Origin of the sequence: Aeromonas sp. 601039, from assembly GCF_049174415.1 — a bacterium.
GTDB classification, from domain to species: Bacteria; Pseudomonadota; Gammaproteobacteria; order Enterobacterales; family Aeromonadaceae; genus Aeromonas; species Aeromonas veronii_A.
Genome location: NZ_JAAKTL010000005.1, coordinates 1 through 18,859 on the forward strand (window position 1 = coordinate 1; position 18,859 = coordinate 18,859).

Below are 18,859 nucleotides of genomic sequence, written 5' to 3' on the forward strand. Positions count from 1 at the left end.
TCTTGTCATTGAACACCTCAGGTCATGGTGGCGACTGTACCACCTAAAATGGTGTCCGGGATGATTAGACCACTACACTAGCTACCCTATTATTTGTGACGATGGTCAAATTATCCGCCAGGTTGGCCGTCGCAAAAAAAGAAACCCGCCATGGGCGGGTGGAAGGATTGCAACACTAACCAGGAGGAGGTGTTACCAAGTAGACCCCGCTTCTTCGGTAATAGTTCAATTTTATTGAAGTTTTTTCGTTTTCTTAGCGGGGTTTCCATCGGGATCTGCGGGGGAGGATGGGTTATCATTCTGCTCCCGTCATTCGGTTGTAGAGGTTCTATGCCCGCGTTCTCCTGGTTAGCGCTCTTTTTCGGCGCCTTCTATTTTGTCTACGGCGCTTACTTGCCGTTCTGGTCGCTCTGGCTGGAGGGGGTGGGCGTCAGCGCCGAGATGATTGGTCTCCTGCTGGGGGTGGGGATGGCGATCCGCTTTGCCGGCAACCTGATGGTGATGGGGCAGATCAAGGGGGCGGGTCATCTGCTGCCGGTTACCCGATTGTTATCTCTGCTCAGTCTGCTCGCCTTCCTTGGCTTCTATCTCAGCCATCACCTCTGGTGGTTGGTCGGTCTCACCCTGATTGCCAACTTTATCTACCCGACCCTGATGCCGGTGGGTGAGGCACTGGCAACCCGCATGGTGGTGCAGGCTCACATCGACTACGGCAAGGTGCGGCTGTGCGGTTCGTTTGCTTTTATCGTTGCCTCGACTCTGGTGGGGGCGCTGGTGGGCAACTTCGGCAGCGACTGGATTTTGCACACCATGGTGGCGGGGCTGGTGCTGATGCTGCTGCTCAGCTGGCTGCCACTTAGTCCCGCGCCACAGGATGTGCAGGGGGAGCGCGCCAAGGCATCCCTGCTGGCGACCCTGCGCAGCGCGCCGGTGCGCCGCTTCCTGTTGCTGACCGCGCTGCTGCAGGGAAGCCACGCTGCCTATTACGGTTTCAGTGCCATCTACTGGAAGGCGCAAGGGTATAGCGGCACCATCATCGGTTACCTCTGGGCGATCGGGGTGGTGGCCGAGATCTGCATGTTCGCCGCCGACAAGCGCTTCCTGCAGCGCCTCGGGGCGCAGAGCCTCTTTATCGCCGGAGCCATCGGTTGTGTGGTGCGCTGGGTATTGCTGGGGGCTTCGACCGAGCTGTGGGTACTGGTGCTGGGGCAGCTGCTCCACGCGGTGACGTTCGGGGTGAGCCATCTCGGGGCAGTGCGCTTCATGACCCGCCAGCTACCGGCCGAGCAGTTGATCCCGACCCAGTCCCTCTACGCTGCGTTGGGTCTTGGCATGACGGTAGCGGCTCTGATGGCACTTTGCGGCGTGCTGTTCGAGCCTCTCGGCGGCGGCATCTTCTTCCTGATGGTGCTGGTGGTCTTGCCGGTCTTCTTCCTGCGGCTGCGCCCCTTTGCGCCGTCTGCGCAGGAGAGGGCTCCGGCCTGAGAAATGCACATCTGAACAGGGAGAGCCACGGCTCTCCCTTTTTCGTTGTTGCAGTTTGCGGCGTTACTGCTGCTAGCCAAGATAGAGGCGGCTGAGACGGCGCCAGGTATCCGAGCCGATGGTGCCGGCAAGCAGCTCATTGGAGGCGGCATCAAAGCGACCATCCGGTAGCCAGCCCAGTTGGGGCAGCAGTTGCGCCAGCGTCACGTCATTGTGCTGCAGCTCCCGCTCTAGCGCTTCCCAGAAGGCGCTCCCCTTGACGTAAAAGAGCGGGTAGTAGGAGCGATCGCCCGCCAGCACCTCGCGAGCGGCCCGATAGAGGCCGCTCTCGCTATGGGGTAGCTGTTTGCCCCGCTCGGCCAGCTCGTTGACCGCCGTGACCTGATGCAGCCGAAAGCGGCGCAACGCCTTGATGGCGAGGTACTCGGCGAGGCTCTCGTTGACCCAGGTGGGTTGTGGCGCAGTATGGCGAGCGCTGAGGATATGCACCGCCTCGTGGGCTGAGGTGCGCAGCAGGCGCAAGGGGGTCTGTGGCGTCGGTTTGCCAGCCTCGGTGGGGTAGTTGGCGACAAACACCTGATCCCCGGCGGCGCCGCCAAGGGAGCGGGTCGCCACATCCCGCCCCAGCCACACCAGTTGCCATGGATGAGTGGGTGGATCCACATCGAGCTGGAAGGCCAGATAGTCGATGATCTCATTCAGTTGTTGCTGCAAGGCCGGCAGATCGAGCTGGTTGGCGGTCTCGTCATGGCTCAGCACCAGCCGCGGATCTGGCTTGGTGACGGGCACAGTTTGCAGACCAAATGGCAGGATCAGCGGTGGCTGGTTGACATCCGGCAACGGTTGGCAGCTGCCATCCGGCAGACAAACCTTTCCTTGGCGACTCCCCATCTGGCGCACAAAGTTACCCCACTCGGTCAATAGCCACTGATTGGGAGCAAACAGCAGCGACTGTTGGGCCGAGGCATCAGCACCCTCTGCCGGAGCCGGTGTGAGCGTGATCTGCCAGCCGATCTCCTTGCAGGAGAAGGGCTGGTTGAGGGCAACCGGCTGGTTGTTTGCAAGGCAGACCAGCGCGGGGGAAACCGGCGCGGCACTGCCCGGCAACTGGCGGGCGGGGAGCAGGGTAAAAGGGGGCTTGCCCTGCATGGTGAGGTGCACTTGCAGCACATTGGCGCTGGCGCCCTGCTCGATAAGGTAGCGGGGGCCGCTCGCGTCATTGCCAGCGCAGGCCCACAGCGGCAGCAGCCACAGAGCAAACAGGGTGATATGGCGACTCATAAGAGGGTTAGCGCTCCTGCTCGTAGCCCAGCAGATCGCCGGGCTGGCAATTGAGTTCACGGCAGATGGCCTCCAGAGTGGAGAAGCGCACCGCCTTGGCGTGGCCATTCTTGAGGATCGAGAGGTTGGCCTCGGTGATGTCGATGCGCTGGGCCAGCTCGCGGGCGGTCATTTTACGCTCGGCCAGCAGGGCATCGAGTCGGATGATAATGGGCATAGGATCCTCACACCGTCAGTTGCTGTTCATCGGCCAGCAGTTTGGCCTCGCGCATGACCAGTGCCAGCGCAAGTACGATCAGTCCCGCCAGCAGTACCCGGAAATCTGAGGTACTCAGCGCTATGGTACCGAGTACTTCCGGGCCTCTCATGGTGAGCACCGTATCCAGCAAGGGGGTCAGGATCAATTCGACCAGGAAGGTTGTACAGAGCAGCAGTCCGATCTGCCGATAGCGGCGGATCTGCTCGAAGGTGAAGAGCAGACCGGCGCGGTAGCCACGAAACAGCTGGCGCAGTTGCCAGAGCATCATCATAAAGACCAGATCCGGCAACAGCTGCACCAGGGTGCCGAACAGCCGGGTGGAGAAGTGAAGGGGATAGTCGGCAGGATTGATGCCGGGGCGGCTCAAGATGGTGTTGAGCTTCTCCTGCAGAAAATCGGCGCCACCGAAGGGGGTCCACACCTCCAGCAAGGTGATCAAAGGGGTCGCCAGCAGTGCCAGCAGTAGCAGCCATTCGATCAGCATGCTCGAGCGTTCGAGTTTGTTGGAGATCATCTCATTCCTCACTGTGATGGTTTTATCTGAAAGGTAAAGTTTATCGTTTATCAATATTCACACCGGCAATGTTTATTGTTTTGCGATATACAGTCAAGATAAAACTTATTGAAAAACGATAATTTCAATCTGTCCGAAGGGGATGACTTTTGGCTGCAGCCTCTCTAGACTGGCGAGGTTGTATACAAAAACTCAACATGGACAAGGAGTTATCGATGCACCAGGGATGGCTGCTGATCGGATTGTCGCTCACCTATCTGGGGCTGCTGTTTCTGATCGCCTTCGTGGCAGACAAGCACAAACGGCACCGTCTCAAGGGGCAACCGCTGCTCTACAGCCTGTCGCTGGCGGTCTACTGCACCTCCTGGACCTTCTTCGGCACCGTGGGGCAGGCGAGTGAATCCCCCTGGTCGCCGGTGCCCATCTACCTTGGCCCCATGCTGGTCTTTCTGTTTGGCTGGCGGCTGCTGGCCCGCCTTATTCTGGTGGCCAAGCGCGAGCACATCACCTCCATCGCCGACTTTATCGCCGCCCGTTACGGCAAATCCCAGCGGCTCGCCATGGTGATCGCCCTTATCGCCATCATGGGGATCCTCCCCTATCTGGTGTTGCAGCTTAAAGCCATCGTCACCGGGCTGGATCTGCTGATGGTTAACAGCGGCGGCATCAGCCCGACCAGCAATACCAGCGAGCTGGCGCTCGGGGTCACTCTGCTGCTGGCGCTGTTCAGCATCCTGTTCGGTACTCGCCATCTCGATGCCACCGAGCACCACAGGGGGATGGTGGTGGCCATCGCCTTCGAGTCGGTGGTCAAATTGCTGGCCTTTATCGCGGTGGGGGGCTTCGCCCTCTGGCTGATCCTGAGCAAACCGGGCGAGGCTCACGAACAGGTGACCCGCGACTTCTTTGCGCAGGTGATGGCGGTGAGCCCCGGCAACCTGCTGGAGCTTGCCATCTATACGGTGCTGGCGATGTGCGCCGTCATCTGCCTGCCGCGCCAGTTTCATGTGACTGTGGTGGAGAACAATCAGGGGCAGGATCTGCACTGGGCGCGCTGGATCTTCCCGCTCTACCTGTTCGTTATGGGGCTCTTTATCTGGCCGTTGGCGCTGGCGGGCAAGCAGTGGGTCGGGGCCGACATGGCCTCCGATACCTATGTGATCAGTCTGCCGATGGCCCTCGGGTTCGATGGCATGGCGATGCTGGCGTTTCTCGGCGGCACCTCGGCGGCAACCGGCATGGTGATCGTCTGCACCATCGCGCTGGCGATCATGGTGAGCAATGATCTGGTGCTGCCGGTGCTGCTGCGCCGCTTCTGGCGGCAGGGGCGCGACGAGCGGCTGGTGCGGCTGCTGTTGCAGGTGCGCCGTGGCGCCATCCTGCTGATCTTGCTGGCGGCCTGGGGGCTCTACCTGTGGCTCGGCGATCTCACCAGCTTGTCGCGCATCGGCTATCTCTCCTTTGGCGCGGTGGCACAGTTTGCGCCAGCCCTGCTGCTCGGTCTCTACTGGCGTCACGGCAATCGCAAGGGGGTCTATCTTGGGTTGAGCCTCGGGGTGAGCCTCTGGTTCGTGACTCTGCTGGTGGAGAGCGGGCTGCTGGCCGGTTCACCGCTGGCCGAGCTGCTGGCGCCGCCGGACTGGCCCGCGTTTCGCGAGCTGAGTCTCGGGGCCTGGTGCATCTTCCTGAGCCTGCTCTTCAACCTGCTCGGCTATGTGGCCGGTTCCCTGCTCTCCCGTCCGGCGGTGAGCGAGCGGCTGCAGGCCGCGAACTTTGTCGGCAAGCCGAGCCGCGATACCGCCGCCCTCTATCAGGCGCGGGTCTCGGTCAAGGAGCTGGAGATGCTGGCGGCCCGCTTCGTCGGCTCAAGCCGGGTCAAACGCGCCTTTGGTCGTTTCGCCGGTGAGCGGGGCGGCACCCTGGCGCCCCAGATGCAGGCTTCGGCCGAACTGATTGCCCACACCGAGCGGCTGCTGGCGGGGGTATTTGGCACTTCGTCGGCGCGGCTGGTGCTCGCCTCTGCCCTGCAGGGGCGCAACATGCAGCTCGAGGAGATCGCCACCATAGTCGATGAGGCCTCCGACGTGTTTCGCTTCAACCGCGGCCTGCTGCAGGGGGCGATCGAGCATATCGGGCAGGGGATATCGGTGGTGGACAGGGAACTTCGGCTGGTGGCCTGGAACCGCCGTTACATCGAGCTGTTCCACTATCCGCCGGGGCTTATTCAGGCAGGGCGTCCCATCGAGGAGATCATCCGCTACAACGCCCAGCAGGGGCTTTGTGGCCCCGGCGATATTGAGGAGCACGTGGCGCGGCGGGTCGCCTTTATGAAGCGCGGCAGCGCCCATATCTCGGCGCGGGAGCGCCCGGACGGGCGGGTGATTGAGATGCAGGGCAACCCCATGCCCGCCGGCGGTTTTGTCATGACCTTTACCGACATTACCCCGTTTCGCGATGCGGAGCGGGTGCTGCGTGAAGCCAACGAACATCTGGAGGCTCGGGTGGCCGAGCGTACCCGTGAGCTCTCCGAACTCAACCGCCAACTGCTGCTGGTGAACCAGCAGGTGGAGCGGGCCAATCAATCCAAGAGCCGTTTTCTGGCGGCGGTCAGCCACGATCTGACCCAGCCCCTCAACGCAGCCAAGCTGTTTACCTCCTCCCTGCTGGAGATGTTGCCCGATGCTGGCGAGCAGGCCCGCATCGCCCGCCATATCGACGATGCGCTGGGGGCGACCGAGGATCTCATCACCGATCTGCTCGATATCTCGCGGCTCGAAGCGGGCAAGTTCAAGGCCAAGAAGCTCGACTTTGCCCTGCGCGATCTGCTCGACAACCTCAAGGCTGAGTTTGGCGTGTTGGCGCAGGCGGGGGGGATCCACTTCTCGGTGGTGGAGAGCAAGCATGCGGTACACAGCGATGTGCGGCTGCTGCGTCGGGTGCTGCAGAACTTCCTCACCAATGCGTTTCGCTACAACCCGGGTGGCCGGGTGCTGCTCGGTTGTCGCCGGATGGGGGAGAAGATCCGCATCGAGGTATGGGACAACGGCCCCGGCATCCCGCAGGACAAGCAGGAGGCTATTTTTGACGAGTTCTCCCGCCTCGATCACTCCCGCACCGCCAAGGAGCAGGGGCTGGGTCTGGGGCTCGCCATCGCCCGTGGCATCTCGCAGGTGCTCGGTCATCAGCTCACATTGCAGAGCTGGCCGGGCAAGGGATCGGTCTTTGCGGTGACCCTCAATCTGGCGACCCGGCCGGTCACGGCCCATCAGCTGGCGGCGCCGGTGGCGCGCGACAGCCAGCTGGAGGGGGTGGCCGTGCTCTGCATCGACAACGAGCGGGACATTCTGACCGCCATGAGCACCCTACTTTGCCGTTGGGGCTGCGAGGTGCGCTGCGCCGTCGATCTGGCCGAAGCCGAGGCGCTGGTGGCGGAGGGGTTTGTACCGAGACTGGTGCTCTCTGACTACCACCTCGACGATGGCAAGACCGGGTTGGAGGCGCTCGCTGCGCTGCAACGAGTGTGTAGCGATGAACTGGGAGGGATCATCATCAGCGCCGATCGCAAGAGCGAGCTGCAGGCGCAGATCCGCGAGCGGGGGTATGGCTACATCAGCAAACCGGTCAAACCACTCAAACTGCGGGCCCTGATGAACAGCCTGCTGCTGAGTTAAACAGGGGGAGATGTTTCTTATGGCTCCATAAGGGGCTCAATAAAACCGGCTACCTTGTCGCGGATCTTGGGCTGGGCCGCAGGGGTGGGATGAATACCATCGTTCATCATAAGTTCAGGGCGCAGCGCAATATCATCCATGAAGAAGGGTAGCAGGGGCAGATCGTTAGCCTGGGCCAACTCGGGAAAGATCTGTTCGAACTGGCGCAGATAGCGGGCACCGTAGTTGCGGGGCAGCTGGATTTGGGTCAACACCACACGGGTCTGCTGCTCCTTGGCGAGCGCGATCATGCTGGCCAGATTCTGGCGGGTAATGGTCGGCGCGAAGCCGCGCAGGCCATCGTTGCCCCCCAGTTCGATCAGAAGCCAGTCCGGCTTGTGCTCCTTCAGCAGAGCGGGCAGACGGGCCAGCGCCCCTTGTGTCGTTTCACCGCTGATGCTGGCATTGAGCAGGGTGTGTTTGCCCCCCTCTTCCTGCCATTTCTGGTTGAGCAGGGCAGGCCAGCTCTGCTCAACCTGCATCTGATAGCCGGCGCTCAGGCTGTCTCCCAGCACCAGCAGGGTCTGGGCCTGAGCCGACGAGAGCAGGCTGCCGAGGCCAACCAAAAAGGCAAACAGAATACGCACCATCAATTCAACTCCCGCTATGGATTGTCATCAAGGGATTGGAACAAAGGATACAGAGCATGAGTTCAACCCCCATTATTGTCGTCAAGGGCCTCGGCAAATCGGTTCGCCTCGGCCAGGAAAGCCTCACCATCCTTGAAGGGATCGATTTGCAAGTCAATAGCGGCGAGACGGTGGCCCTGGTCGGCGCCTCAGGCTCCGGCAAGTCCACCCTGCTGGGATTGCTGGCAGGACTCGATCTGCCGAGTCAGGGGGAGATCGAGATCCTCGGCAAATCCCTTGGCGAGCTGGATGAAGAGGGGCGGGCCCGATTGCGCGCCGAACAGATCGGTTTTGTGTTCCAGTCGTTTCTGCTGCTCCCGACCATGACTGCGCTGGAGAATGTGATGCTGCCTGCCGAGCTGCGTGGCGAGCGCCACTGCGAGCCGAGAGCCCGCGAGCTGTTGGCGGCTGTCGGGCTTGGCGAGCGGTTGCACCATCTGCCGCCACGGCTCTCTGGCGGCGAGCAGCAGCGAGTGGCCATCGCTCGCGCCTTTATGACCCGTCCCAGCCTGCTGCTGGCAGACGAGCCGACCGGCAACCTCGACAGCAAGACCGGCGAGAAGGTGATCGAGCTGCTGTTTGAACTCAATCGCAAGCACGGCACCACGCTAGTGGTAGTGACCCATGATCATCAGCTGGCCGAGCGTTGCCAGCGGCAACTGGTCATGACGGCGGGCAGACTGGATCTCGAGGTGGCCCATGATGTGGTGTAACGGGGTGATCTGCGGGTCAGGCGGGAGATGCAAGGGATGATGCCGTGGCGATTGGGATGGCGACTGCTGCGTCGGGAAGGTTTCAGCGGCGAGCTGCGCTGGTTTGTGCTGGCGCTTGCGCTTAGCGTGGCGTGTGTCTTGAGTGTGGCATTGGTGGCGGATCGGCTCGATGCCGGACTCAAGGCGTCTGGCCGCGACTTTATCGGAGCGGATCGGGTGCTGCGCACCGCCGCCGCCCTGCCGGATGGTTGGCTGGAACGAGCGAAACAGGATGGCTTGGCGGTGCAGATCACCGTCAGCTTCAACAGCATGCTGTTTCATGGCGATGCGTTGCAGCTCGCCTCCATTCGGGCGGTGCCCGATGGTTTTCCCTTCTATGGCAAGCTCACTCTGGAACCTGCCCGCGCCCCGGCCCCCGGCGAGATCTGGCTCTCCGCCCGGGTGATGCAGCTGCTTAAGGCCAAAACGGGGGATGAGCTGGAGGTGGGCAATACGGTGCTCAAGGTGGCCGGTCTGCTTGGCGAGGAACCGGATCAGGGTTTCAGCCCCTTCTTGCTGGCGCCGCGTGCACTGATCCATAGCGCTGATATCGAGGCGACCGGCGCTCTGCTCCCCGGCAGCCGCCAGCAGTGGCGCTATCTGTTCAAGGGGCCGCGAGAGTCGCTTGCTCGTTACGAACAGTGGCTATTGCCGCAGTTGCAGGCCGGACAGAAGTGGATCAAACCGGATGACAGCGAATCCCGTGTCGGCCGCTCGCTGGCCAATGCCGAGCGTTTCTTCCGGCTTGCTTCCCTAAGCGGGGTATTGCTGGGGGCGTTGGCGATGGGGATCGCTGTGCGCCACTTTGCCGAGCGCCAGACCAATATGGTGGCGCTGCTCAAAACCCTGGGGGCATCCCGTCGCTCGCTCTGGCAACTGATGGGAACCCTGCTGCTGTCGTTGACGCTGATCGGCGCGTTGCTGGGTCTGGTGGCGGGCACTGCCATGCAGTGGATCACCTTGCAACTGCTGGGGGACCTGCTGCCGCCGGATCTGCCGCCCCCCTCTTGGCGCCCCTTTGTGCTGGGCGTGGCAGTGGCGCTCTTTATCACCCTGCTGCTCGCTTTTGTGCCCTTCTTGCGGCTGCTGAAGGTGCCGCCGCTACGGGTGTTGCGTCGCGAGCTGGAGGCGGGGATTCCCCCCTGGCTGGCCCTGCCGGTCGGTCTGCTCGGGCTGTTTGCGCTGGTCTGGGGCTTTACCGCCGATGTGCGGCTGGCGCTGGGTCTGGTCGGTGGTATGGGCTTGCTGATGGGGCTGCTGGCCCTGCTGGCGGCGCTGATGTTGCGGCTGGGAGCAAGAGTGAACGGGCCTCATGCCTTGCGGCTGGCTCTGGCCCACCTGTCGCGCGAGCGCAGCAGCGGCCTGTTTCAGTTGGCGGGCTTTGCGCTGGCATTGATGCTTTTTGGCTTGCTCTGGGCGGCCAGGGTCGATCTGCTGGATGAGTTTTCGGCCCGTCTCCCCGTTGATGCACCCAACCGTTTTCTGGTCAATGTGACCGAGAACGAACGGGAGGGGATCCTGAGCGAACTGGCGGCGGCCGGGGCCACCACCTCCGATTTCTATCCCATGGTGCGCGGCAGGCTGACCCATATTGCCGGTGAGGCGGTGGGCGAGGGGGCCAGCAGTGGCCGCGAGGGGGTAGATCGGGAGCTCAACTTCACCACCACGGCTACCCTGCCAACCGACAACAAGCTGGTGGCCGGGAAGTGGCTTGCCGGGTCCGGCGAGGTGTCGGTGGATAGCGAGTTGGCCAAGCGGCTCGATATCAAGCTGGGGGACATGCTCGCCTTTACCATCGAGGGGCGCAGCTTCGGCGCCAGGGTCACCAGTCTGCGCAGCATCAAGTGGGACAATATGCGCCCCAACTTCTACATGATCTTCTCCGAGGATCTGCTGGCACCCTTCTCCCGTACCTGGCTTGGCAGCTACCGGCTGCCCGAGGCGGGGCGCACTGCCGAGGTGGAGTTGATCCGCCGCCACCCCACGGTGAGTCTTATCGATGTGGATGACCTGATTGCGCGGCTCACTCAGGTATCGGAGCAGGTGAGCCGTGCACTGGCGCTGATGCTGGGGCTGGTGACAGTGGCCGCGCTGCTGGTGCTGCTGACCCAGACCCAAGCCAGCATGGCTCAGCGTCGGCGCGAACTGCTGCTGATGCGCACCCTGGGTGCCAGCAGCGAACTGCTGAAAAAGATGCTGCGTTGGGAGCTGGTGGCCAGTGGTGCGCTGGCGGGGCTCTGCGCCGCCATGGTGGTGGAGCTCTGCTCCTTTGGCCTGCAGTGGTGGTGGTTCGAGGGGGTGTGGCAGTTCCACTGGGCCATCTGGCTTGGCCTGCCGACTCTGGGGGCGCTGTTGGTGACGCTGGCGGGGCAGGGGATGCAGCGCCAGCTGCTGGCTGGCACCCTGAGCGATCGGCTGCGGGGGCTGGGTCAGGGACTGTTGTAATCCGGCCAGCGCGAGCCGATACACACAAGGTGCAATAGCGCAGCCGCAATAAGCAAGCAGCCCGGCCTTGGTCGGGCTGCTTGCTATGCGAGGTGCTGACGAGTGGACGCAGCGAACAGGTGTGAGTTAGCGGGGCTCGCGCAGCAGATTGGCGAGGGCACTCGGCAGCTCGGGATAGCTGAAGTGGAAACCGGCCTGTTGTAGCCGAACTGGTATCACCTTTTGTCCGGTCAGCAGCAGATCTGCCGCCTCCCCCATCACCAGTTGCAACAGCGGCGCCGGGACGAAGAAGAGGTGTGGACGGTGCAGCGTGGTGGCAAGGGTCTGGCTGAACTCCCGGTTGCTGACCGGATGGGGCGCAGTGCCGTTGAAGATGCCGCTGCACTCTTCGTGCTCCAGTATGAACAGGATGGCGCGCACCAGATCCTGCACATGGATCCAGCTCATCATCTGGCTGCCCGACCCCATGGGGCCGCCGAGTCCGAGTCGGTATGGGGGGAGCATTTTGGGTAGCGCTCCCCCATCCATGCCGAGCACCAGCCCGATCCGCACGATACAGACCCGGGTCTGCTTGCTTTGTGCTTCCAGTGCCAGGGTCTCCCACTGTTGGCAGAGTTGGTGGGTGAACTCGTCGTTGGGAGAGCGGCACTGCTCGTCGAGGGTTTCGGTGCCCTGTCTGCCATACCAGCCGATGGCGGAGGCGTTGATCAGCACCTTGGGCGGCGTTGTGGAGAGCTTGATGAGATCAACCAGCTGCTCGGTCAGCAGCCAGCGGCTGTCGCAGAGCAGCTGTTTACGCGATTCGCTCCAGCGTCCGGCGGCGATGGGTTCACCCGCCAGATTGATCACTGCGTCCACGTCATTGAGGTCATCGAGCCGGTCAAGGTTATCCAATACCTTGATATCGTGACCGAGCAGGGAGTAGGCGCGGCTCCCCTGCCTGCTCAATACCACGACCTCGTGATTGACCTTGAGATGGGCAACCAGCTTGCGGCCGATAAAGCCGGTTCCTCCGGTAATCAGAATCTTCATCGTTGCACGCTCCTGCTGCCGTTTGCTCTACTCTAATGGCGTCGTCCTCCTTCAACAAGTGGACGAGTTTGACACGTTTTGTTCATTCGACTGATGTTAACTCTATCCTCTTCTTGCGACATATTGTTGAACAATAGTTTGAATTGATTGATTTTTGTCGGGTGGACATTTGTTGTTCAATCGCTATTATGGCGACCCTTTCGCCTGTCCACCGGGGCTGTCACCCACCATCCGAGCATCAAAGAGGCCGCCATGCCATTTCGTCGTTTGAAACTTCGCCAGCTTTACTCGAGGATTCTGGTGGCACTACTGATGGGGGGCGGGATCCTGCTGCTGGGGGTTGTTGCCGTTATCTGGCAGACAGTGACCGAGATAGAGCATGATTCTGATTCACGCTTGCAGCATGCCCGGATGATGTTTGATCGCTCCATCGGCCATGCCCGGCAAGCGGCCATCAATGTGGAGGGGATGCTTGGTCACCCCTGCAAGGAGGCGGCACAACTGCTGCGCGAACAGGTGGCCACTGTGCCTGATGTCCGCTCTGCCAATCTGGCTATAGGAAATCGTATCTATTGCACCTCGCTCTATGGTGACTACGATGGCCCCTTCAACCCTGACAGTTATGTGGATGGCAGGCTGCAACTGCTGCCAGGCAATGAGGTCACACCGGATCGCCCCCTGATCGTGCTGCGCCACGAAACGGACAAGGGGAGTGTGCTGATCGGTGTGGATGGCTACTACCTGCGCAATACCCTGGAGATCTCCAGCAAGAACTCCCCGATGGCTCTGGTGGTGGGGCAGAGGGCACTGTTTGGCTCAGGTCAGTTCGGGGCGGCGCCCTCTCCGGCAGAAGAGGGTTATATTGCCCTCGCTTCGGCCGATTTCCCCTATCAGGTCGTCACCCGGATCACGGTGCATGATTACTTGAGCCACGCATGGCGCTACTCCAGAGATACCTTGATCCTCTCTCCACTGCTGGCGCTGCTGATTGGATTCGGCACCTTCAGGCTGATGGGGCGTAGCAGCTCACCAGCGGAGGAGCTCAAGCGGGCGTTGATCGAGGAGGAGTTTATCCCCTACCTGCAGCCGGTGGTCTCCGGTGAGGATGAGCAGTGGCGTGGCTGTGAGGTGCTGATGCGCTGGCAGCATCCCAAGCAGGGGATGATCTCGCCGGATCGCTTTATCCCGCTGGCGGAAGATAGCGGCCTGATCGTGCCCATGACCAGCCTGTTGATGGCCGAGGTGCGTGACCACTTCTCCCCTTATGCCCGCAAGCTGCCGGCAAAGTTTCATTTTTGCTTCAATATCAGCGCCAAGCACTTCCAGGATCTCGACCTGTTGGCTGACTGCAAGGCCTTTCTCGACGCGTTTAAGGACAATCCCGTTGATTTGGGGTTGGAGCTGACGGAGCGGGAGCTGCTGGTGGCTGATGAGACAACCGCCCGGATGTTTGCCGAGTTGCGCAAACTGGGCGTGTTGATCGCTATCGATGACTTTGGCACCGGTCACTCCAGTCTGACCTATCTGCAGCACTTTCAGGTCGATGCAATCAAGATTGACCGTAGCTTTGTAGAGATGATCGGTACGGATGCACTCTCCAGCCATATCGTTGAAAACGTGATTGATCTGGCGAAGCGACTTGAATTGATCCTGATCGCGGAGGGGGTCGAGAAGCAGTCGCAGGCGGACTACCTGCGGGCTCGCCACGTTGACTATCTGCAAGGATATCGCTACGGCCGCCCCATTCCGATGAAGCAGTTTTGCAAGACCCTGTTTGGCTGAACGGGTGAATGGGGAGCATAAAAAAAACCAGCGAGCGCTCGCTGGTTTTTTGTTAATACGGTTTGGCTTGGGCGTTCAGAGCATCCGCTGGAGGGCGCGGGCCAGCCGCTTGACCCCCTCCTCGATGGTCGCCTCATCGACGCAGGAGAAGCTCAGGCGCAGGGTGTTCTTGATTTCGGGGCGTACATAGAAGGGGGCGCCGGGCACGAAGGCTACCTTCTCCTTGATCGCCTCATCAAACAGGGCCATGGCGCTGATGTGGGCTGGCAGAGTCAGCCAGAGGAACATGCCCCCTTCCGGTCTGGTGTAGCTGACGCCGGGCGGGCAGTGACGGGCCAGTGCAGCCTCCATGGCAGCACGCTGGCGACCATAGACCTCCTTGATCTTCTCCAGATGGGCATCCAGTGAATTGTCGGTCAGGAAGCGGTGCAGCACCTGCTGGCTGAAGGCGTTGCTGTGCAGATCGGTGGCCTGCTTGGCGATGGTCACCTTCTTGCGCAGCCACTCCGGCACCAGCATCCAGCCCAGACGGAAGGCGGGCACCACGGTTTTGGAAAACGAGCCGAGCAGCACGGTATTGTTTGGCGCCAGCTTGGCAATGGGGGGCAGATGCTCCCCTTCGAAGCGCAGCTCGCCGTAGGGATCATCTTCCACCATCAACAGCTCGTGGCGCACCAGTCGCTCGGCCAGTGCCTCGCGGTTGGCACGGTTGTAGGAGACACCGCTCGGGTTCTGGAAGTTGGGCACGCCGTAGAGCAGCTTGGCATTGGATCCGCTTGCCAGCAGCGCATCCAGCGCCGCCAGATCCAGACCCTCTTCTTCAAGGGTGATCGGCTTGAAGGTGGGTTGATAGACAGAGAAAGCCTGAATGGCGCCAAGGTAACCCGGCTCTTCGATGATGAGATCCTGACCCTCGTCGATCAGCACCTTGCCCAGCAGATCCAGCGCCTGCTGGGAGCCGCTGGTGATGAGGATGTTGTCCGGATTGACCTGCATGCCGTGGCGGGTCAGATAGCGGTCGGCAATATATTGGCGCAGCGGGGCGAAGCCTTCGGTCGCCGCATATTGCAGGGCGGCAGCCCCTTGCTCGCGCAGCACATCCTGACAGGCCTGATCGATCGCCTTGACCGGAAACAGGTGGGGATTGGGCAGGCCACCAGCGAAGGAGATGATCTCCGGATTGGCGGCAACTTTGAGGATTTCACGGATAAAGGAAGGTTCAACCTTCTCGAAGCGCTGGGCAAAAAACGGCTGCATAGACAATTCTCTCGGCATGTGGGCGGTCGCTCCATTCGACCGCCAGGTTATCCGTTTGTATCAGATTTCAGAAATGAGGCAATGATTGTCACAAAAATCGCCAAAAAAGGCAGGTTTGGCACCTGCCCGAATTTTACCTGCCCGTGTGGCTCCCATGAATTGAAATGAGTTAGGGCGATCTTGTTTTGTGGACAAGCAACTGACCTTACAAACCCGGTTCCTTGAGGAAGCGGATCATCAGGTCGGTGTTGGCGCCAAGTTGGCTTTCTACTCTGCCTGGGAATAGTTCCGCCATCTTGTCGAGGCGGTCGTACTGGGTGTGCCAGATTTTTCCCCACTGGGTTTCGCTGTCACGATCGCAGGCGCTCTTGGTGGTGGCGTCATAGCAGTCCCACAGCGCTGGATTGGTGCTTTGGGAGTAGCCGTCATAGCCATCAGCGCCGTTGATGGTGAAGTTGGTCGCTTCAACGTAGGCGATCGGCACCCCCAGGCAGGCAAAGGGAGCGTGATCTGACCAGCTGCCAGTCTCCCCTTCCGGATAACCGCTGTAGCTGGGATGAATGGCAAACGGGGTCGCAGTCTGTTTGGAGAGGGTAAGCAGGCGATCCCGCACCTTGGGATCGAAGCTGTAGCGGCTCGGATCTGTGCAGTTGTATTCGGCGACGTCCGAGTGGGCTGAGTGGACGTAGACGATGTCGCCCCCGGCGATGGTGTCGTAGTTCACCATCGCCAGCAGCTTGGCGACGGCGGTGCTGTCGAGGCTGGCGGCATAGGCTTTGGAGCCGTTGAGACCGTTTTCCTCCGCCCCGAAGAATGCAAAGCGAACCGTGTAGGGCAAGGTTTGTCCTTTAAGCGCCTCAGCCACTGCCAGCAGGGCTGCGACGCCAGCGCCGTTGTCGGTAGCTCCTTCAGAACCTTTCTTGTCGCCCGTACTGTCGTAGTGGGCGCCGATCAGGATCACCTTGTCACTTGTGCCCTTGAGCTCAGCGATCAGGTTTTGGGAGTTTTTACTGGCGCCGCTTTTGGTGTAGGTGAAGGGTTGGCGTTGCACATCGTAGCCCCAACCGGTCAGATGGTCCTGGATCCATGCCGCGGCACGAGTTTCTGCCTCTGTCCCCGTGGGGCGCGCGCCAATCCCTTCTGCGGTTGAGCTCAACTGCACCAGATACTCATAGGCCTGCTCGGCGGCAGCAGGGGTTTGTGAGTCATTTGTTGATGTGTCGCATCCCGCAAGCAAAGTGGTGATGGCAAACGCCAATGCTCTGTATTTCATACTGCAATCCTTTGTTGTGTATGGTTTTATTTGCGCAGGCAGCATGTACTCGACGCGTGACCGATTCTGTGAACGGATCGGCATTTGTCAACTGTTGTCAATGAAATGGAGAGAGATGAGGGATTTGTTTCGCGAAACACTTGCGCCTTGGGCCTATCTTGGGATAATTCGCTCCCCTGTTTTCGCGGGTCGATGAAATGCCGAGCCGCGAGCGGTCCCGCTAGGGATCGGACACAAGATGTATTACCCGGATTGATGAAATAACGAGACCATTATGCCTGTGACCCAAGATGTATTTAACGAAGACGGCAAGTTCATGCGCAAGATCCGCAGCTTTGTCCGTCGCGAAGGCCGCCTGACCAAAGGGCAGGAGAAGGCCCTGGAAGAGCTCTGGCCGGTCATGGGCATCGATTTCGAGCCAAAGCAGCTCGATCTGGTCGCACTGTTTGGCCGTGAAGCACCTGTGGTGCTGGAGATCGGCTTTGGCATGGGCGCCTCTCTGGTGGAGATGGCCAAGAATGCCCCCGAGAAAAACTTCATCGGCATTGAAGTGCACTCCCCGGGCGTGGGCGCCTGTCTGGGTACCGCTCAGGAAGCGGGCGTCACCAATCTGAAGGTGATCTGCCACGATGCGGTCGAGGTGCTGGAGCACATGATCCCGAACGGCTCACTCTCCTGCCTGCAGCTCTTCTTCCCGGATCCCTGGCACAAGAGCCGTCACCACAAGCGTCGCATCGTACAGCCTGCGTTTGCCCAGGATATTCGCCAGAAGCTGGCCATCGGTGGCATGTTCCACATGGCGACCGACTGGGAAAACTATGCCGAGCACATGCTGGAAGTGATGAGCGCCGCCGAGGGTTACGAGAATACCTCTGCCACCGGCAACTGGGTGCCTCGTCCGGACTGGCGTCCGCTGACCAAATTTGAACAACGTGGCCACCGTCTCGGCCACGGGGTTTGGGATCTGATTTTCAAGCGTGTCAGCTAAGCTGGCACGTCTCAACACACCTAGCGTATCAACTAACTTGAGGAGCTATCATGGCCAATCGTAGCCGCCGCCTGCGCAAGAAACTGCGCGTCGATGAATTCCAGGAAATGGGTTTCGACATCAGTTTCAACTTCCCGGTCGGCACTGCCGAAGAGACCATCGATGCGGTAGTCGATGCGATGATCGATGAGGTTGTTGAACCCCGTAAACTGGCTTTTGCCGGCTCCGGTCACCTGGCCTGGGAAGGGATGATCTGCACCCAGCAACTGGGCAAGTGTACCGAAGAAGACCGCGCTGCCGTCAAATCCTGGCTGGAAGGCAAGGGGATGGAAGCCGTGGTCGTTACCGAGCTGTTCGACCTCTGGTACGGTGAACCGGCCTGATACAAGGCTGCCGCATCTGGCGCCTTGTTGTGGGTAACTGAAAAATCCCGCCGCTGGCGGGATTTTTGTCAGTGGGGATGGGATCTCCACCGCTGTTTTAGTCATGGAATCGCTTATTGCTTATGGTGTTGTCATCCGAATTACTGGCCAGCATCCTTGAAGAGGTGCGCCCGTTGCTGGGACAAGGCAAGGTGGCCGACTACATTCCGGCACTGGCTCAGGTACCGGCCGATCGGCTTGGTATCGCAGTCTGTACCGTCGAGGGGGAGCTGTTCACCGCCGGTGACGCTTTTGAACCCTTCTCCATCCAGAGTATCTCCAAGGCCCTGAGCCTGACCCTGGCACTCACCCTCTATCAGGAGGAGGAGATTTGGGCCCGGGTTGGCAAGGAGCCCTCCGGCCAGCCCTTCAACTCGCTGGTTCAGCTCGAGTTCGAGCAGGGGATCCCCCGCAACCCCTTTATCAATGCCGGGGCGCTGGTAGTGAGCGATCTGCTGGAGACCCGCCTCACTGCGCCCCGTCAGCGTACCCTCGAGCTGGTACGCCGTCTTTCCGGCAATCCGGCCATCATGGCGGATCAGGTGGTCGCCCGCTCCGAATATCAGCACTCTGCCCGCAACGCCGCCATCGCCTATCTGATGAAGGCCTATGGCAACTTCGAAAACGAAGTGGACAAGGTGCTGCAAAGCTACTTCAATGCCTGTGCCATTCGCATGAGCTGCGTCGATCTGGCGCGGGCATTCATCTATCTGGCCAACCGTGGTGTGCCACTGGGCGAGAGCGTGCCACTGTTGCCAGCCCGCACCACCAAGCAGGTCAACGCCCTGCTCGCCACCTGCGGCCTTTATGACGAGGCGGGCGATTTTGCCTATCGGGTCGGCATGCCGGGCAAATCGGGTGTCGGCGGCGGTATCATCGCCCTGATCCCGGGCGAGCTCTGCGTCTGTGTCTGGTCGCCCGAGCTCAACAAAGCCGGTAACTCGCTGGCGGGCACGGCGGCGCTGGAGCTGCTGGCCGAGCGGCTGGGTCGCTCCATTTTTTAACCTTGTTCACTATGAATCGAGAAATC

General features: G+C 60.8%; 15 protein-coding genes. 8 read left to right on the plus strand and 7 right to left on the minus strand.

All coding sequences use genetic code 11. The features are described from left to right. Positions 1–330: 330 nt before the first annotated feature. Positions 331–1,485: a 3-phenylpropionate MFS transporter gene (locus G5195_RS05955; RefSeq protein WP_421235943.1), complete on the plus strand. Its 1,155-nt coding sequence runs from the start codon at positions 331–333 to the stop codon at positions 1,483–1,485. 72 nt (positions 1,486–1,557) lie between these two features. Here the strand turns inward: G5195_RS05955 and G5195_RS05960 are convergent, their stop codons facing one another. Genes G5195_RS05960 through G5195_RS05970 form a run of 3 tightly spaced genes read right to left on the minus strand, consistent with a single transcriptional unit; the run spans position 1,558 to position 3,539 of the window. After that, positions 1,558–2,766, minus strand: a complete 1,209-nt coding sequence (locus tag G5195_RS05960) for a hypothetical protein (protein ID WP_421235944.1) — start codon at positions 2,764–2,766, stop codon at positions 1,558–1,560. A gap of 7 nt (positions 2,767–2,773) precedes the next feature. Further along, on the minus strand, positions 2,774–2,983 hold the full coding sequence (locus G5195_RS05965; RefSeq protein WP_005348179.1) for a helix-turn-helix domain-containing protein: 210 nt from the start codon (positions 2,981–2,983) through the stop codon (positions 2,774–2,776). A 7-nt stretch (positions 2,984–2,990) separates the two neighbouring features. Beyond that, positions 2,991–3,539 carry a DUF2975 domain-containing protein gene (locus G5195_RS05970; protein WP_421235945.1) on the minus strand — a complete coding sequence of 183 codons (549 nt, stop codon included), beginning with the start codon at positions 3,537–3,539 and terminating at the stop codon, positions 2,991–2,993. 215 nt (positions 3,540–3,754) lie between these two features. On the opposite strand from G5195_RS05970, the gene G5195_RS05975 reads away from it, so the two are divergent. Next, positions 3,755–7,210 carry a NahK/ErcS family hybrid sensor histidine kinase/response regulator gene (locus G5195_RS05975; protein ID WP_421235946.1) on the plus strand — a complete coding sequence of 1,152 codons (3,456 nt, stop codon included), beginning with the start codon at positions 3,755–3,757 and terminating at the stop codon, positions 7,208–7,210. A gap of 17 nt (positions 7,211–7,227) precedes the next feature. On the opposite strand, the gene G5195_RS05980 is transcribed toward G5195_RS05975, so the two are convergent. Next, positions 7,228–7,839 carry an arylesterase gene (locus G5195_RS05980; RefSeq protein WP_421203574.1) on the minus strand — a complete coding sequence of 204 codons (612 nt, stop codon included), beginning with the start codon at positions 7,837–7,839 and terminating at the stop codon, positions 7,228–7,230. Between the two features lie 56 nt (positions 7,840–7,895). Here G5195_RS05980 and G5195_RS05985 point away from each other — a divergent pair, with 56 nt between their 5' ends. Together G5195_RS05985 and G5195_RS05990 are read left to right on the plus strand one after the other, a co-directional pair. Then, on the plus strand, positions 7,896–8,591 hold the full coding sequence (locus G5195_RS05985; protein WP_421221847.1) for an ABC transporter ATP-binding protein: 696 nt from the start codon (positions 7,896–7,898) through the stop codon (positions 8,589–8,591). 36 nt (positions 8,592–8,627) lie between these two features. Next, positions 8,628–11,075, plus strand: a complete 2,448-nt coding sequence (locus G5195_RS05990; RefSeq protein WP_227342046.1) for an ABC transporter permease — start codon at positions 8,628–8,630, stop codon at positions 11,073–11,075. 126 nt (positions 11,076–11,201) lie between these two features. Here the strand turns inward: G5195_RS05990 and G5195_RS05995 are convergent, their stop codons facing one another. Then, entirely contained in the window at positions 11,202–12,107 is a 906-nt protein-coding gene (locus G5195_RS05995) for a TIGR01777 family oxidoreductase (RefSeq protein ID WP_216953000.1), read from the minus strand. 252 nt (positions 12,108–12,359) lie between these two features. Between G5195_RS05995 and G5195_RS06000 the strand changes: the two genes are divergently transcribed. Further along, on the plus strand, positions 12,360–13,889 hold the full coding sequence (locus tag G5195_RS06000) for an EAL domain-containing protein (protein WP_421235947.1): 1,530 nt from the start codon (positions 12,360–12,362) through the stop codon (positions 13,887–13,889). A gap of 75 nt (positions 13,890–13,964) precedes the next feature. Here the strand turns inward: G5195_RS06000 and G5195_RS06005 are convergent, their stop codons facing one another. Both G5195_RS06005 and G5195_RS06010 read right to left on the minus strand, forming a co-directional pair. Further along, complete coding sequence (locus tag G5195_RS06005; protein WP_144714308.1) at positions 13,965–15,146, minus strand: PLP-dependent aminotransferase family protein; 1,182 nt, start codon at positions 15,144–15,146, stop codon at positions 13,965–13,967. A gap of 205 nt (positions 15,147–15,351) precedes the next feature. Next, complete coding sequence (locus G5195_RS06010; protein ID WP_144714311.1) at positions 15,352–16,419, minus strand: M28 family metallopeptidase; 1,068 nt, start codon at positions 16,417–16,419, stop codon at positions 15,352–15,354. Between the two features lie 274 nt (positions 16,420–16,693). Between G5195_RS06010 and trmB the strand changes: the two genes are divergently transcribed. The 3 genes from trmB (at position 16,694) to glsB (ending at position 18,833) form a co-directional block, all read left to right on the plus strand. Beyond that, entirely contained in the window at positions 16,694–17,407 is a 714-nt protein-coding gene (gene trmB / locus G5195_RS06015) for a tRNA (guanosine(46)-N7)-methyltransferase TrmB (RefSeq protein ID WP_144714313.1), read from the plus strand. 50 nt (positions 17,408–17,457) lie between these two features. Continuing rightward, on the plus strand, positions 17,458–17,790 hold the full coding sequence (locus G5195_RS06020) for a YggL family protein (protein WP_005348158.1): 333 nt from the start codon (positions 17,458–17,460) through the stop codon (positions 17,788–17,790). A 122-nt stretch (positions 17,791–17,912) separates the two neighbouring features. Beyond that, on the plus strand, positions 17,913–18,833 hold the full coding sequence (gene glsB, locus G5195_RS06025; protein ID WP_005348151.1) for a glutaminase B: 921 nt from the start codon (positions 17,913–17,915) through the stop codon (positions 18,831–18,833). Positions 18,834–18,859 lie beyond the last annotated feature (26 nt).